Raw genomic sequence first — 16231 nt, 5'->3', positions numbered from 1 at the left:
TGGGAAGGCGTTTATTTTACATGGAGTAATTTGGTGATTCTTTAGTAATTTGCACGTCATGCGGGTGGCTTTCAATCAAGCCTGCACCCGTCATACGGATAAACTGTGCTTCTTCACGCAGCGTTGCCAAATCTTTCGCTCCGCAGTAGCCCATTCCAGCACGAATTCCACCCAACAATTGGTGAATCGTATCTGTAAGAGGTCCTTTGTATGGCAAACGTCCTTCAATTCCTTCGGGTACGAGTTTTTTCGCTTCATCTTGGAAATAGCGGTCTTTCGATCCTTTTTCCATCGAAGCAATTGATCCCATGCCACGGTAAGTCTTAAAGCGGCGGCCTTGGAAAATTTCTGTATCCCCAGGGCTTTCTGTAGTGCCTGCAAGCAAGCTGCCTAGCATAACCACATGGCCGCCTGCAGCGAGTGCTTTGATGATATCGCCGGAGAACTTGATGCCCCCATCAGCGATAATGGCTTTGCCATGTTTACGAGCTTCTGTAGCACAATCGTAAACTGCCGTGATTTGAGGAACTCCTACGCCAGCCACAACGCGTGTGGTACAAATAGAACCTGGTCCGATACCAACTTTTACGATATCAGCACCTGCTTCGATCAATGCTTTTGTACCGCTTGGTGTGGCCACATTGCCCGCTACAATTGTTAGTTCAGGGTAGGTGTCACGGATTTGGCTCACCATATTCAACACGCCAGCTGAGTGGCCATGAGCCGTATCGATAACGATAACGTCTACATGAGCTTTTACCAATTGTTCCACGCGCTTCATCGTATCCGAAGTAACACCAACGGCAGCTCCTGCTAATAGACGTCCCTGCTCATCTTTTGCAGCATTCGGGAACTCGATTACTTTTTCGATATCTTTAATCGTGATAAGCCCTTTTAACATGCCGTTTTGATCGACGATAGGCAACTTCTCGATTTTGTACTGCTGAAGGATTTTTTCAGCATCTTCTAAAGTAGTTCCAACCGGAGCTGTCACCAATTTTTCTTTGGTCATCACGTCTTTAATTTCTAAAGAGTAGTCCTGGATAAAGCGGAGGTCGCGGTTTGTAATGATCCCTACCAAAGTCAGATCATCTTCACTTTGAACGATGGGCACACCCGAAATACGGTATTTCCCCATCAAATGCTCAGCATCGTAAACTTGGTGTTGAGGAGTCAGATAGAAAGGATCTGTAATAACACCATTTTCCGAGCGTTTTACAGTGACTACTTGTTCGGCTTGATCTTCGATGCTCATGTTCTTATGGATGACTCCAAGACCGCCTTGGCGTGCCATGGAGATAGCCATTTTCGCTTCCGTAACGGTATCCATCCCTGCACTGATGACCGGGATATTCAACTTGATTTTCGGCGTCAGCTCTACTGACAAATCAATATCCTTCGGCAACACTTCTGAATGAGCTGGCACTAGCAATACATCGTCGAAGGTTAACCCTTCTTTAAGAAATTTCGATTCCCACATAATTGACACGCCTCCTACTTCCTTTTAAATATTATTGTAAGGTTATCAGCGGTTTTAGGGGGTGTCAAGAAACTGATAAAAGTAAAACTATTCGGACTAATGGATTAAAGGATTTTTTGAATATCTTTCTCTATTTGTTCCGGTTCAATCTCCGGTTCATAGCGATGAACGATGTTCCCTTCACGATCGATAAGGAATTTAGTAAAATTCCATTTGATATCTCCGCCCGTGCCGTTTTCATCCCAAGACGTTAAATAATCATAAAGAGGTTCGGCAAATTCGCCGTTCACGTCTACTTTTGAAAACATGGGAAAACTCACTCCATAATTTTTTTGACAGAATTCCATTGTTTCTTGCTGTGTTTTGAACTCTTGGTCGTTGAATTGCCCGCTCGGAAAACCGAGGATTTCTAATCCAAGATTTTGATATTTCTCATACAAACGTTGTAAGCCCTCAAACTGTGGAGTTAATCCGCATTTACTTGCTGTGTTCACAATAATTAAAGGCTTTCCTTCGTAATGCTCTAGCGATTCCAAGTCTCCATTTGCCCGTTTTACCTCATAACCATATATTGTAGTCATCTTTATTCCACCTTTCTTTTTTTAGCCTACCTTTTTAAAATAAGCTTCACAAGAAGTAAGAGAATTTCTATACAAAAAAGGCCGTTACCAGGTGTTTTCCGGTAACGGCCTTTCTATTAGATGCCCAGCGACGTCCTACTCTCACAGGGGGAAACCCCCAACTACCATCGGCGCAAAAGAGCTTAACTTCCGTGTTCGGGATGGGAACGGGTGTGGCCTCTTTGCCATCATCACTGGACTTTTGAGCTTGTTCGCTCAAAACTGGATAAATCGACATTGAATTATGGAAACGCATTTCAGTTATTGGTTAAGTCCTCGATCGATTAGTATTCGTCAGCTGCACGTGTCGCCACGCTTCCACCCCGAACCTATCTACCTCATCGTCTCTGAGGGATCTTACTTGCTTGCGCAATGGGAAATCTCATCTTGAGGGGGGCTTCGTGCTTAGATGCTTTCAGCACTTATCCCGGCCACACATAGCTACCCAGCGATGCTCTTGGCAGAACAACTGGTACACCAGCGGTGTGTCCATCCCGGTCCTCTCGTACTAAGGACAGCTCCTCTCAAATTTCCTGCGCCCGCGACGGATAGGGACCGAACTGTCTCACGACGTTCTGAACCCAGCTCGCGTACCGCTTTAATGGGCGAACAGCCCAACCCTTGGGACCGACTACAGCCCCAGGATGCGATGAGCCGACATCGAGGTGCCAAACCTCCCCGTCGATGTGGACTCTTGGGGGAGATAAGCCTGTTATCCCCGGGGTAGCTTTTATCCGTTGAGCGATGGCCCTTCCATGCGGAACCACCGGATCACTAAGTCCGTCTTTCGACCCTGCTCGACCTGTCCGTCTCGCAGTCAAGCTCCCTTGTGCCTTTACACTCTGCGAATGATTTCCAACCATTCTGAGGGAACCTTTGAGCGCCTCCGTTACTCTTTAGGAGGCGACCGCCCCAGTCAAACTGCCCGCCTGACACTGTCTCCCAAGCCGCTAAGGCTTGTGGGTTAGAAGTTCAATACAACCAGGGTAGTATCCCACCGACGCCTCCCCCGAAGCTGGCGCTCCGGGTTCTCTGGCTCCTACCTATCCTGTACAAGTTGCACCAAAATTCAATATCAGGCTACAGTAAAGCTCCACGGGGTCTTTCCGTCCTGTCGCGGGTAACCTGCATCTTCACAGGTACTATAATTTCACCGAGTCTCTCGTTGAGACAGTGCCCAGATCGTTACGCCTTTCGTGCGGGTCGGAACTTACCCGACAAGGAATTTCGCTACCTTAGGACCGTTATAGTTACGGCCGCCGTTTACTGGGGCTTCGGTTCGCACCTTCGCTTGCGCTAAGCACTCCCCTTAACCTTCCAGCACCGGGCAGGCGTCAGCCCCTATACGTCACCTTACGGTTTTGCAGAGACCTGTGTTTTTGCTAAACAGTCGCCTGGGCCTATTCACTGCGGCTCTCTCGGGCTTTAACACCCTACCAGAGCACCCCTTCTCCCGAAGTTACGGGGTCATTTTGCCGAGTTCCTTAACGAGAGTTCACTCGCTCACCTTAGAATTCTCTTCTCGCCTACCTGTGTCGGTTTGCGGTACGGGCACCTCCCGCCTCGCTAGAGGCTTTTCTTGGCAGTGTGAAATCAGGGACTCTGAGGTAAACCTCTTGCCATCACTGCTTGATGTATATAGAAACGGGATTTGCCTCGTTTCTCATCTCACAACTTGGACGTGCGCAACCAACGGCACGCTCACCCTATCCTTCTGCGTCCCCCCATTACTCAAACGGCGGGGAGGTGGTACAGGAATATCAACCTGTTGTCCATCGTCTACGCCTATCGGCCTCGACTTAGGTCCCGACTAACCCTGAGCGGACGAGCCTTCCTCAGGAAACCTTAGGCATTCGGTGGACGGGATTCTCACCCGTCTTTCGTTACTCATACCGGCATTCTCACTTCTAAGCGCTCCACCAGTCCTTCCGGTCTGACTTCAACGCCCTTAGAACGCTCTCCTACCACGGACATCTACGATGTCCATCCACAGCTTCGGTAATCCGTTTAGCCCCGGTACATTTTCGGCGCAGTGTCACTCGACCAGTGAGCTATTACGCACTCTTTAAATGATGGCTGCTTCTAAGCCAACATCCTGGTTGTCTAAGCAACGCCACATCCTTTTCCACTTAACGGATATTTGGGGACCTTAGCTGGTGGTCTGGGCTGTTTCCCTCTTGACTACGGATCTTATCACTCGCAGTCTGACTCCCAAGTATAAATCACTGGCATTCGGAGTTTGTCTGAATTCGGTAACCCGGGATGGGCCCCTAGTCCAAACAGTGCTCTACCTCCAGGATTCTCTTCTTGAGGCTAGCCCTAAAGCTATTTCGGAGAGAACCAGCTATCTCCAGGTTCGATTGGAATTTCTCCGCTACCCACACCTCATCCCCGCACTTTTCAACGTGCGTGGGTTCGGGCCTCCAGTAAGTGTTACCTTACCTTCACCCTGGACATGGGTAGATCACCTGGTTTCGGGTCTACAACTACATACTCATTCGCCCTATTCAGACTCGCTTTCGCTGCGGCTCCGGCTTATAGGCCTTAACCTTGCATGTAATCGTAACTCGCCGGTTCATTCTACAAAAGGCACGCTATCACCCATTAACGGGCTCTAACTACTTGTAGGCACACGGTTTCAGGATCTATTTCACTCCCCTTCCGGGGTGCTTTTCACCTTTCCCTCACGGTACTGGTTCACTATCGGTCACTAGGGAGTATTTAGCCTTGGGAGATGGTCCTCCCGGATTCCGACGGAATTTCTCGTGTTCCGCCGTACTCAGGATCCACTCTGGAGAGAACGAACTTTCAGCTACGGGGCTGTTACCCTGTCTCGCGGACCGTTCCAGGTCGCTTCGCTTAATCCGTTCCTTTGTAACTCCGTATAGAGTGTCCTACAACCCCAGAAGGCAAGCCTTCTGGTTTGGGCTGATCCCGTTTCGCTCGCCGCTACTTGGGGAATCGCATTTGCTTTCTCTTCCTTCAGGTACTTAGATGTTTCAGTTCCCTGAGTCTGCCTTCTCATGTGCTATGAATTCACACATGGATACTGCTCCATTACGAACAGTGGGTTTCCCCATTCGGAAATCCCCGGATCACAGCTCACTTACAGCTCCCCGAGGCATATCGGTGTTAGTGCCGTCCTTCTTCGGCTCCTAGTGCCAAGGCATCCACCGTGCGCCCTTATTAACTTAACCACTGATGGTCAAAAAAATAAGTTGATCGCAATCGCGATCACGCTACTATGATGCTTGTTTCTTAATCAATGTCGATCTATCCAGTTTTCAAAGAACAAGTTTGAAAGTGCTCCGTAAGGAGTGAACCTTCAAAACTGAACGCAAAACGTCAACCCGATTCCGAAAAATCGGTTCCGATATTATCCTTAGAAAGGAGGTGATCCAGCCGCACCTTCCGATACGGCTACCTTGTTACGACTTCACCCCAATCATCTGTCCCACCTTCGGCGGCTGGCTCCCGTAAGGGTTACCCCACCGACTTCGGGTGTTACAAACTCTCGTGGTGTGACGGGCGGTGTGTACAAGGCCCGGGAACGTATTCACCGCGGCATGCTGATCCGCGATTACTAGCGATTCCGGCTTCATGCAGGCGAGTTGCAGCCTACAATCCGAACTGAGAACGGTTTTCTGGGATTGGCTCCCCCTCGCGGGTTTGCAGCCCTTTGTACCGTCCATTGTAGCACGTGTGTAGCCCAGGTCATAAGGGGCATGATGATTTGACGTCATCCCCACCTTCCTCCGGTTTGTCACCGGCAGTCACCTTAGAGTGCCCAACTGAATGCTGGCAACTAAGATCAAGGGTTGCGCTCGTTGCGGGACTTAACCCAACATCTCACGACACGAGCTGACGACAACCATGCACCACCTGTCACCGCTGTCCCCGAAGGGAAAGCCTAGTCTCCTAGGCGGTCAGCGGGATGTCAAGACCTGGTAAGGTTCTTCGCGTTGCTTCGAATTAAACCACATGCTCCACCGCTTGTGCGGGCCCCCGTCAATTCCTTTGAGTTTCAGCCTTGCGGCCGTACTCCCCAGGCGGAGTGCTTAATGCGTTAGCTGCAGCACTAAGGGGCGGAAACCCCCTAACACTTAGCACTCATCGTTTACGGCGTGGACTACCAGGGTATCTAATCCTGTTTGCTCCCCACGCTTTCGCGCCTCAGCGTCAGTTACAGACCAGAAAGTCGCCTTCGCCACTGGTGTTCCTCCACATCTCTACGCATTTCACCGCTACACGTGGAATTCCACTTTCCTCTTCTGCACTCAAGTCCCCCAGTTTCCAATGACCCTCCACGGTTGAGCCGTGGGCTTTCACATCAGACTTAAAGGACCGCCTGCGCGCGCTTTACGCCCAATAATTCCGGACAACGCTTGCCACCTACGTATTACCGCGGCTGCTGGCACGTAGTTAGCCGTGGCTTTCTGGTGAGGTACCGTCAAGGTACCAATAGTTAGTTGGTACTTGTTCTTCCCTCACAACAGAGTTTTACGATCCGAAAACCTTCTTCACTCACGCGGCGTTGCTCCGTCAGACTTTCGTCCATTGCGGAAGATTCCCTACTGCTGCCTCCCGTAGGAGTCTGGGCCGTGTCTCAGTCCCAGTGTGGCCGATCACCCTCTCAGGTCGGCTACGCATCGTCGCCTTGGTAGGCCATTACCCCACCAACTAGCTAATGCGCCGCGGGCCCATCCTGCAGTGACAGCCGAAACCGTCTTTCCGTACAGCCTCATGAGAGGCCGCAAACTATTCGGTATTAGCACCGGTTTCCCGGAGTTATCCCGATCTGCAGGGCAGGTTGCCCACGTGTTACTCACCCGTCCGCCGCTAAACCAAAGGAGCAAGCTCCAATGGTTCCGCTCGACTTGCATGTATTAGGCACGCCGCCAGCGTTCGTCCTGAGCCAGGATCAAACTCTCCATTATAGAGTAGTTGATTGCTCAATACTGCTGGCGTATCGCCGTCTCGAAAGACGCGCGATTCGCTTGATCTGCCGTAGCTGATCAGTAAGTTGTGTCGCGATCGCTCGCGACTGTATTATTGACGTTTTGCTGTTCAGTTTTCAAGGTTCATGTTGTGCGCCTTGTTTTGGCGACTTGATAAATATATCACGCTCTTCTACCTACGTCAACACTTTTACGAAAAAACTTTTCCTTTCTACAAATCTCTTTCTATTAAGAAACAAAAAGAGCCTGTCGGTTCAGCGACAGGCTCTTTAAATAGTCTTCTATTCTTCTGTATCTTCTTCAACCTTTTCAGATGTTTCATCTGTGATGGCATCGTCGTCTGTGTAAACATCTGCCTCTGCGCTTTCTTCAACAAGCACTTCGACACCGTCTTCATCAACTTCTGCTGCTTCATCGTCATCCAAATCTTTCTTCACCTTGGTAACGGTCGCCACGACCTCTTCATCGCCAAGACGAATCAATCGAACTCCTTGCGTGTTTCTACCAGTCGTCGAAATATCTTCTACGTCCATCCGTATTAACACACCGTGTTGAGTAATCAACATGATGTCTTCTGTTCCATTAACGGCACGTACAGCTACTAGAGGACCGTTCTTTTCAGTGATATGACAAGTTTTGATTCCCATACCGCCTCTGGATTGAACACGGTACTCGGATTCTTTTGTTCGCTTGCCGTAACCATTTTCTGTGATGACCAGAATCTTATCATCTGTCTCTAAGGTTTCCATGCCGACGACTTGATCTCCTTCGCGTAGACGGATACCCCTCACACCGCTGGCTGCACGCCCCATGCTGCGGATATCCGTCTCAGGGAATCGGATCAATGCACCGTCTCGTGTTCCAATGACGATTTCTTTATTGCCATCAGTCATCTTGACTGAAATCAATTCGTCGTCTTCACGCAAGTTGATGGCGATTAATCCATTCTGGCGGATGTTAGCGTAGTTGCTCACAGGTGTACGCTTGCTGAGACCGCCACGTGTAGTGAAGAAGAAGAAATCGTCTTCTCTGAACTCTTCAACACGGATCACGGCTGTTACTTTTTCGTTTTTGCCGATTTCCAACAAGTTCACTAATGGCAAGCCTTTGGCAGTGCGGCCATATTCAGGAACCTGATAGCCTTTCTTGCGATAGACTTTCCCTTCACTTGTGAAGAATAGGATCGTGTCGTGTGTTGATGTATATAGAAGATGTTCAACGAAATCATCATCGTTGGTACCCATTCCTTGCACGCCTCGTCCGCCGCGTTTCTGGCTGCGATACGTATTGGCAGGCAAACGTTTGATGTAGCCATTGTGCGTGAACGTCAATACGGAAGCTTCGCGTGGGATAAGGTCTTCATCTTCGATCATCTCAGAACCGCCAACAGTGATTTCCGTTCTACGAGGATCATTGAAGCGCTCTTTAATCTCAAGGATTTCTTCACGGATGATCTCGAGGATCTTCGATTCGTCCGCAAGAATTGCACGCAACTCGTTGATGAGTGCGATGAGTCCTTGATATTCTTCTTCGATCTTGTCCCGTTCGAGACCGGTCAAACGCTGGAGGCGCATGTCCAGGATGGCTTGGGACTGGCGCTCAGACAAATTGAAATCGTTCATCAAACCGTTGCGGGCTTCTTCAGTCGTCTGCGAACCACGGATCAATGCAATGATGGCATCGATGTGATCGAGTGCGATGCGCAAGCCTTCAAGGATATGTGCACGGTCTTCCGCTTTTTGCAGATCGAATTCTGTGCGGCGGCGAATGATGACTTTTTGGTGCTCCAGGTAATGATATAGAACATCTTTCAAGCCCAGAACTTTCGGCTGGCCATCGACGAGTGCGAGCATGTTGATGCCGAAGCTTGTTTGCATGGCCGTCTGTTTGTACAAGTTGTTCAATAGAACATTAGCGCTCGCGTCTCTGCGCACTTCAATCACAACGCGCATACCGTTGCGGTCGGATTCGTCGCGCAGGTCCGTGATGCCGTCGATTTTTTTATCGCGTACCAGTTCAGCAATTTTTTCGATCAGGCGCGCTTTATTAACCTGGTACGGAAGTTCGTGAATGAGGATGACTTCTTTGCCATTCGGTTTCGTTTCGATTTCAACGACTGCGCGGATCAACACCGAACCTTTACCGGTTTCGTAAGCACGGCGAATGCCGCTTCGACCGAGGATAATGCCTCCGGTCGGGAAATCGGGACCTGGAAGGAAGTCGAGCAATTCTTCCGTCGTGATGGCCGGGTTTTCAGCCAAGGCCAAAACCGCGTCGATCGTTTCACCAAGGTTATGCGGCGGAATATTGGTAGCCATTCCGACCGCGATTCCGGAAGTTCCGTTGACCAGCAAATTCGGGAATCTACTTGGAAGGACAACCGGTTCTTTTTCCTGACCGTCATAGTTTTCTTTGTAATCAACTGTGTTTTTATTTAAATCGCGTAAAAGTTCCATGGAGATTTTCGACATCTTGGATTCTGTGTAACGCATCGCTGCTGCTGCGTCACCATCTACTGAACCGAAGTTTCCGTGTCCGTCGACGAGCATGTAGCGATAGCTGAAATCCTGAGCCATGCGTACCATCGTTTCATAAACTGCGCTATCACCGTGGGGATGATATTTACCGATTACGTCACCGACGATACGTGCTGACTTTTTATAGCCTTTATCCGCTGTGATTCCGAGGTCGTGCATGGCATATAAAATACGCCGATGCACCGGCTTTAAGCCGTCCCGGACATCCGGCAACGCACGAGACACGATAACACTCATCGCATAGTCAAGGAATGATGTACGCATCTCCGTGCTAATATTTATTTCTTCTACTCCGCTGCCTGGCCGTTCCGCCATATCCGCAGCCTCCTCTCAACTCTTGTCGCGTTATACATCCAAATTTTTCACATAACTGGCGTTTTCTTCAATAAAGTTACGGCGCGGTTCGACATCGTCTCCCATTAGCATGTGGAAGGTCTCATCCGCTGTCATCGCGTCTTCAAGTGTGACTTGTAGCAATGTCCGGAAATCCGGGTCCATCGTTGTGTCCCATAGTTGAGTAGCATTCATCTCACCGAGCCCTTTATAGCGCTGGACGTGCGGTTTTGGCGATGCTGGAAGTTTAGCCAATGCTTCTTTCAGCTGTGCATCTGAATAAACATAATCGACATGCTTGCCTTGTTTGATCTGGAACAATGGCGGCTGTGCGATGTAAATATAGCCTGCTTCGATCAGTGGGCGCATATAGCGGAATAGGAACGTTAGCAACAAAGTACGGATATGGGCACCATCGACATCGGCATCGGTCATGATAACGACTTTATGGTAACGCGCTTTATCCAGGTTGAACTCTTCGCCGATTCCAGTGCCAAGCGCCGTGATGATATTGCGAATCTCTGCATTGACTAGAATCTTGTCGAGACGCGCTTTTTCCACGTTAAGGATCTTCCCGCGCAAGGGCAAAATCGCCTGGAAGTGGCGATCTCGGCCAGATTTTGCGGATCCGCCCGCCGAATCTCCCTCTACGATGTAAATCTCACTGATTTTCGGGTCGCGTGAAGAACAGTCTGCGAGTTTACCAGGCAAACTGGAGACTTCAAGCACTGACTTGCGGCGCGTGAATTCACGTGCTTTTTTGGCAGCCATCCGCGCATGAGAAGCCATGATGCCTTTTTCAATGATTTTCTTGGCCGTCGAAGGGTTCTCCAGTAGAAAACGTTCGAATCCGTTTGAGAATAAGTTATTCACGATCGTCGATACTTCTGTATTGCCAAGCTTAGTCTTGGTCTGGCCTTCAAACTGTGGATCCGGGTGCTTGACGGAAATAATTGCCGTCAACCCTTCTCTAACATCTTCGCCAGTCAAGTTCGCTTCCGCATCTTTCAAAATGCCGTTTTTGCGGCCGTAATCGTTGATGACGCGCGTCAACGCCGTTTTAAAGCCGGATTCGTGCGTTCCGCCTTCATGGGTGCTGATATTGTTAGCGAATGAAAAGATATTCGCTGCAAATCCCCCATTGTATTGCATCGCGACTTCGACATTGATGCCATCCCGCTCCGACTCGACAAAAATCGCTTCTTCGTGAAGAGGATCTTTTGATTTATTTAAATGCTCGACGTAGGATTTGATACCACCTTCATAGTGGTAGTTTTTTTCCTGTTCCAAGCCTTCGCGCTCATCAGCGGCCACGATTTTCAAGCCCCGGTTCAAATAAGCGAGCTCACGGAGGCGGTGATCGAGAATATCGAATTCGTAAACTGTTGTTTCTTTGAAAATTTCAGCATCCGCTTTAAAACGGATCGTTGTTCCGGTCTTGTCAGCTTCGCCGATGACGCCGAGTTCTTTTTTGACTGCGCCGCGCTCAAATTGAATGAAATGGCGCTTGCCGTCCCGGTGTACATAAACTTCGGTCGTTTCCGATAAGGCGTTAACGACAGAGGCGCCTACACCGTGAAGGCCGCCGGATACTTTATAGCCGCCGCCACCGAATTTACCGCCAGCGTGAAGAACTGTCATGATGACTTCAACCGCTGGACGGCCCATTTTTTCCTGCATGTCCACTGGAATTCCGCGGCCGTTATCTTCCACGCGAATCCAATTGTCTTTTTCGATTGTGACGCGAATTTCATCGCAATAGCCGGCAAGGGCTTCATCGATGCTATTATCCACGATTTCCCACACTAAATGGTGCAACCCTCTTGATCCTGTTGAACCGATATACATACCCGGCCGTTTCCGGACCGCTTCTAAGCCTTCCAATACTTGAATCTGATTGGCGCCATAAGATTGCTCAAGATTCGTATCTTCCATAGCCATTCCGTTCACCTGCTCTTTCTTGACAACTCATTATTTCCATTGACCGGTTATAACCTGTTTTGCTGAATTTTATTCAAAAGCGCCTGAGGCCGATAAGGCGACCCGTAGACGAAATCATCGGTAACGACATAGGATTTCACCGCTTCAGGCGGGACTAATAGCCGCGTAAAAGCAGAGTGGGCATAATGTTCATAATGGACGATCGCCAGGATTTCCGTTACGGCAATCAATTGGGCGGCGCCTATCTGGACATACATGCGTCTTCACTCCTTGACCGTTCCTTTTGTTACTTCGAAAAGGCGTGCGTTTTGAATAGTGTCGTGCTGGATGCCTTCAACGCTGGTGGTTGTGACAAAAGTTTGCACAGACCCGCGGATTGTATTGAGTAAATGCGACTGGCGGTAATCGTCCAGTTCAGAAAGCACATCATCAAGCAAGAGAACCGGTGCTTCGCCGACTTCCTGCTTGATCAACTCGATTTCCGCCAGTTTCAAAGACAGCGCAGTGGTGCGCTGTTGCCCCTGGGAGCCATAAGTCTGGACATCGTAACCATTGACGATGAATTGCAAATCATCGCGATGCGGGCCAACGAGGGTTACGCCACGGTCAAGTTCCCGCTTTTTCACATCCTGAAGCTTTTGCTCTAAAAAGGACGCCATTTCAGCAGGCGTCCATTCAGGCTTCAAACCACTAATTGGCTGGTAGCGTATTTCTAATTTTTCCAGCCCACGGGAAATGCCATGATGAATCGGCTCTGCCCATTTTTGCAGCAATTCCATGAACTGGAATCTTTTTTGTATAATTTTTACAGCAGCTTCAATAAATTGCTCTGTGTAAACCTCGAACATAACGTCATTGATGGCTTGTTTGCCGTAATGTTGCTTCAATATATGATTGCGCTGTTTCAACAGCTTTTGGTAATTGACGAGGTCGTGGAGATAGACCGGTGAAATCTGGCCGATCTCCATATCGATAAAGCGGCGCCTAACTTGCGGGCTGCCTTTGACGAGATGCAGGTCCTCAGGAGCGAACATGACAACGTTTAATTGACCGATATAATCACTTAACCGCCGCTGCTCCAGATGGTTCACTTTCGCTTTTTTGCCTTTTTTGGAAAAGCTGATTTCAAGCGGCAATTTGCCATATTTCCGGAGCACATCAGCTTTAATTTTACCATATTCCGCGTCCCAGCGTATCAATTCTTTGTCATTGCTCGTCCGGTGCGATTTCGCCATTGATAAAACATAAAGCGACTCCATGATATTCGTTTTGCCTTGTGCATTTTCGCCGATAAAGACGTTGATCTCCGGCGAAAAGTCGAGCTTAAGCGTTTCGTAGTTCCGGTAATTGACTAACTCGAGGTTGTCAATCCGCATCGAAGCTCATGCCTTCGGCGACAACGATACGGAATTCCCCCGTCCCCGGTATGCTCACAGTATCTTCCGGACGCAATTTACGCCCTCTGCGATCTTCCGCTTCTCCGTTTACGAATACTTCGTGTTCACTCAAAAACCATTTAGCCATTCCGCCTGAACTGATTGTGTCCGTCATTTTCAGCAGCTGTCCAAGTGTAATATATTCTGTTTCAATCCCGATTTCCTTCAAAATGCACTCATCCTTCGATTCGTAGTCTATCCCTTTATTTTACCCTATTTGCCCCCATAAGTAAAAAGGATAGCCTTTATGGGCTATCCTGAGGGTTTTGATGCTAATTAATATGTCCGGACAGGAAGAATCAATTGCAGAATTGAGTCATCCAAGGCCGATTTTAAGATGAACGGGCGCATCGCTCCAGTGAACTGGATGACGACATCTTGTCCGTCGATTGCTTTTAAGGCATCCATCATGAACTTCGCACTGAAAGAAATCTTCAGCTCTTCGCCGTCGACGCTTTGTGCTTGCAATTGCTCTTCTACTTTCCCGACTTCCGGAGAATTCGAGGAGACTTCGACTTCGCTTCCTTCGTTTGTAGAAAAGCGCACGACGTTATTGCGTTCTTCACGCGCTAATAGTGATGCGCGGTCGATCGCTTGAAGCAATGAACGGCCGTTTACTGTCACCGTTGTTTTATATTCAGACGGGATCAAGCGGGAGGTGTCCGGATAATTGCCTTCTAATAGACGAGAGAAGAACAAAATGTGCTTCGACTTGAACAATACTTGCTGGTTGGTCATGACGATTTCAACCGGATCCGATGTGTCATCAAGGATTTTGTTCAATTCGTTCAAACTTTTGCCTGGGATGACGACGCTGTACTCCCCTTCTGGCAAAGTTTCGAGTTTCGTTTTGCGACGTGCTAGGCGGTGGCTGTCTGTTGCGACGCAAACGAGCTCTCCGTCTTTAACTTCCCAATGGACGCCAGTAAGTACTGGGCGTGTTTCAGAACTAGAGACTGCAAATACGGTTTCTCTATTGATTGTTTTCAACAGATCCGCTGGAATCGTGAAGAGACGGTCATCTTGAATATCTGGCAATTGTGGATAATCCATAGCGTCCAGCCCGATCAAGTGGAATTCAGATTTCCCTGAACGGATATGCGTCTGGAAATTGCTGTTGATTTCGATTTCTACTTCGTTGGTCGGCAATTTACGGACGATTTCTCCGAATACTTTTGCCTGGAGGACGATGCTTCCGCCTTCTGTGACATCGATCAATTGTTTTCCATCTTCTTCTGTTGGGATGAAGGTTTGGATGGTGATATCTGAATCACTTCCTGTTAGACGCATACCTTCTGAAGAAACATCCATTTTGATCCCAGTCAAAATAGGAATCGTTGTTTTTGAACTGACTGCTTTCATTACATCGTTTAAACCTTCGACTAATCGCTCACGTTTTATCTCGAATTTCATTCTCGAACCTCGCTTATATATATATTTTAGTTATTAGTACTTAAAGACAGTAATAGTAGTAGGGGCTGTGAATATGTGGATAAGCCCGAAATAAGCAATAAAAGCAGTTTATCCACATGTAGACAAGCTGTGCATAAACTGCTTAAGAAAATCGGGGGTTATCCACAGCCTATTTCCCGAGTGCAGATCGAATTTCTTTAATATCTTGCTGAAGCTGCTGATTCTCTTTTAGCATCGTGTTGATTTTTTCGTGCGCATGAATAACGGTTGTGTGATCGCGGCCTCCGAATTCCTCGCCGATTTTCGGCAACGAGAAATCAGTCATTTCACGCGACAAGTACATCGCGATTTGACGTGGATAGGCAATATCTTTCGTGCGGCGCTTGGTTTTGAAATCATCGAGTTTCACGTTGAATTGCTCGCCGACTGCGTTTTGGATGTCCAAAATCGTGATAACTTTCGGCTTGGAGTTCGGCATAATGTCCTTCAACGCTTCCGCAGCAAGTTCTGCGCTCATGTCCCGGTTGATCAGGGAGGAATAAGCGACGACGCGGATCAAAGCACCTTCAAGCTCACGAATGTTGGAATCGATTGAGTTGGCAATATAGGTCATGACATCGTTCGGGATGTCCAGGCCGTCTGCTTTGGCTTTTTTGCGCAAAATGGCAATTCGCGTTTCCAGGTCTGGCGGTGTGATATCAGTGATCAGTCCCCATTCAAAGCGCGATCTTAAGCGGTCTTCGAGTGTTGGAATCTCTTTTGGCGGCCGGTCGCTGGAGATGATGATCTGCTTAGATTCTTCGTGCAAGGTATTGAATGTATGGAAGAATTCTTCTTGAGTCTGTTCTTTTCCGGCTAAAAATTGAATATCATCAATCAGCAAAATATCGACATTGCGGTATTTATTGCGGAAATCGACGGTCTGGTTATCACGGATTGAGTTGATGAACTCATTGGTAAATTTTTCAGACGACAAATAAACCACTTTGGCGTCTGGGTTGTGTTCAATGACGTAATGTCCGATTGCATGCATAAGGTGGGTCTTGCCAAGTCCTACGCCTCCGTAGATGAAAAGTGGGTTGTAAGCTTTTGCCGGTGCTTCGGCAACGGCGAGCGATGCAGCATGTGCAAAGCGGTTGCCCGAACCGATGACGAATGTATCAAAGGTGTATTTCGGGTTTAACATCCCCGGCAAAAACTCTTGCTGTTCCGCCTGGCCCGGTTTGACACGGGGAGCGGGAAGCTGGAAATCGTCCATATCCTGATCTTTTGGCACCACAAATTTAATAAGCGCTTCGTCCCCTGTCAAATCTGTCAAAATGCCGGTGATCAAGTGAACGTAGTGGTTTTCAAGCCAGTCGCGCGCAAATGAATTTGGGGCTGAAATGGTGACAGTATCTTCTTTATAGGACAAGAGCTTAGTGGATTTCAGCCAAGTTTCAAAGCTGGGCTTGGAGATTCTTTTCTCGACTTGGGCTAAGACACTCGACCAAAGTTCGTCTAAGTGTTCCAA

At 48.5% G+C, this 16231-nt stretch carries 9 protein-coding genes and 3 rRNA genes; all 12 read right to left on the bottom strand.

All coding sequences use genetic code 11. The features are described 5' to 3' along the window. Nucleotides 1–16: 16 nt before the first annotated feature. Complete coding sequence (guaB, locus tag BBI11_RS00060; protein WP_068459511.1) at nt 17–1480, bottom strand: IMP dehydrogenase; 1464 nt, start codon at nt 1478–1480, stop codon at nt 17–19. A 104-nt stretch (nt 1481–1584) separates the two neighbouring features. After that, on the bottom strand, nt 1585–2061 hold the full coding sequence (locus tag BBI11_RS00055) for a glutathione peroxidase (protein ID WP_068459509.1): 477 nt from the start codon (nt 2059–2061) through the stop codon (nt 1585–1587). Nucleotides 2062–2183: 122 nt separating this feature from the next. Beyond that, nucleotides 2184–2299, bottom strand: a 5S ribosomal RNA gene (gene rrf, locus BBI11_RS00050). Between the two features lie 65 nt (nt 2300–2364). Continuing rightward, nucleotides 2365–5297, bottom strand: a 23S ribosomal RNA gene (locus BBI11_RS00045). A gap of 189 nt (nt 5298–5486) precedes the next feature. Further along, nucleotides 5487–7037: ribosomal RNA gene (locus BBI11_RS00040) — 16S ribosomal RNA — on the bottom strand. Together the 16S, 23S and 5S rRNA genes form the textbook arrangement of a ribosomal RNA operon. 302 nt (nt 7038–7339) lie before the next feature. After that, nucleotides 7340–9910, bottom strand: coding sequence for a DNA gyrase subunit A (gene gyrA / locus BBI11_RS00035; protein ID WP_068459507.1), 2571 nt, complete (start codon nt 9908–9910; stop codon nt 7340–7342). Between the two features lie 30 nt (nt 9911–9940). Then, the gene (gyrB, locus tag BBI11_RS00030; protein ID WP_068459505.1) at nt 9941–11869 is read right to left on the bottom strand and encodes a DNA topoisomerase (ATP-hydrolyzing) subunit B; all 1929 of its coding nucleotides are present in this window, start codon (nt 11867–11869) and stop codon (nt 9941–9943) included. A 47-nt stretch (nt 11870–11916) separates the two neighbouring features. Beyond that, nucleotides 11917–12126, bottom strand: coding sequence for a hypothetical protein (locus BBI11_RS00025; protein WP_068459503.1), 210 nt, complete (start codon nt 12124–12126; stop codon nt 11917–11919). Nucleotides 12127–12132: 6 nt separating this feature from the next. Then, nucleotides 12133–13245, bottom strand: coding sequence for a DNA replication/repair protein RecF (gene recF / locus BBI11_RS00020; protein ID WP_068459501.1), 1113 nt, complete (start codon nt 13243–13245; stop codon nt 12133–12135). Continuing rightward, nucleotides 13235–13474 (bottom strand): S4 domain-containing protein YaaA, encoded by a 240-nt coding sequence (yaaA, locus tag BBI11_RS00015; protein WP_068459498.1) that lies wholly within the window; start codon nt 13472–13474, stop codon nt 13235–13237. Before yaaA ends, recF begins: the two co-directional genes overlap by 11 nt. 107 nt (nt 13475–13581) lie before the next feature. After that, nucleotides 13582–14718, bottom strand: a complete 1137-nt coding sequence (gene dnaN, locus BBI11_RS00010; RefSeq protein ID WP_068459496.1) for a DNA polymerase III subunit beta — start codon at nt 14716–14718, stop codon at nt 13582–13584. A 169-nt stretch (nt 14719–14887) separates the two neighbouring features. Further along, nucleotides 14888–16231, bottom strand: a complete 1344-nt coding sequence (gene dnaA / locus BBI11_RS00005) for a chromosomal replication initiator protein DnaA (protein ID WP_068459493.1) — start codon at nt 16229–16231, stop codon at nt 14888–14890.

The organism is Planococcus maritimus (assembly GCF_001687625.2).
GTDB lineage: Bacteria > Bacillota > Bacilli > Bacillales_A > Planococcaceae > Planococcus > Planococcus maritimus.
The sequence above is the reverse complement of the archived record's forward strand: the minus strand, read 5'-3'. Positions and strand labels throughout refer to the sequence as shown.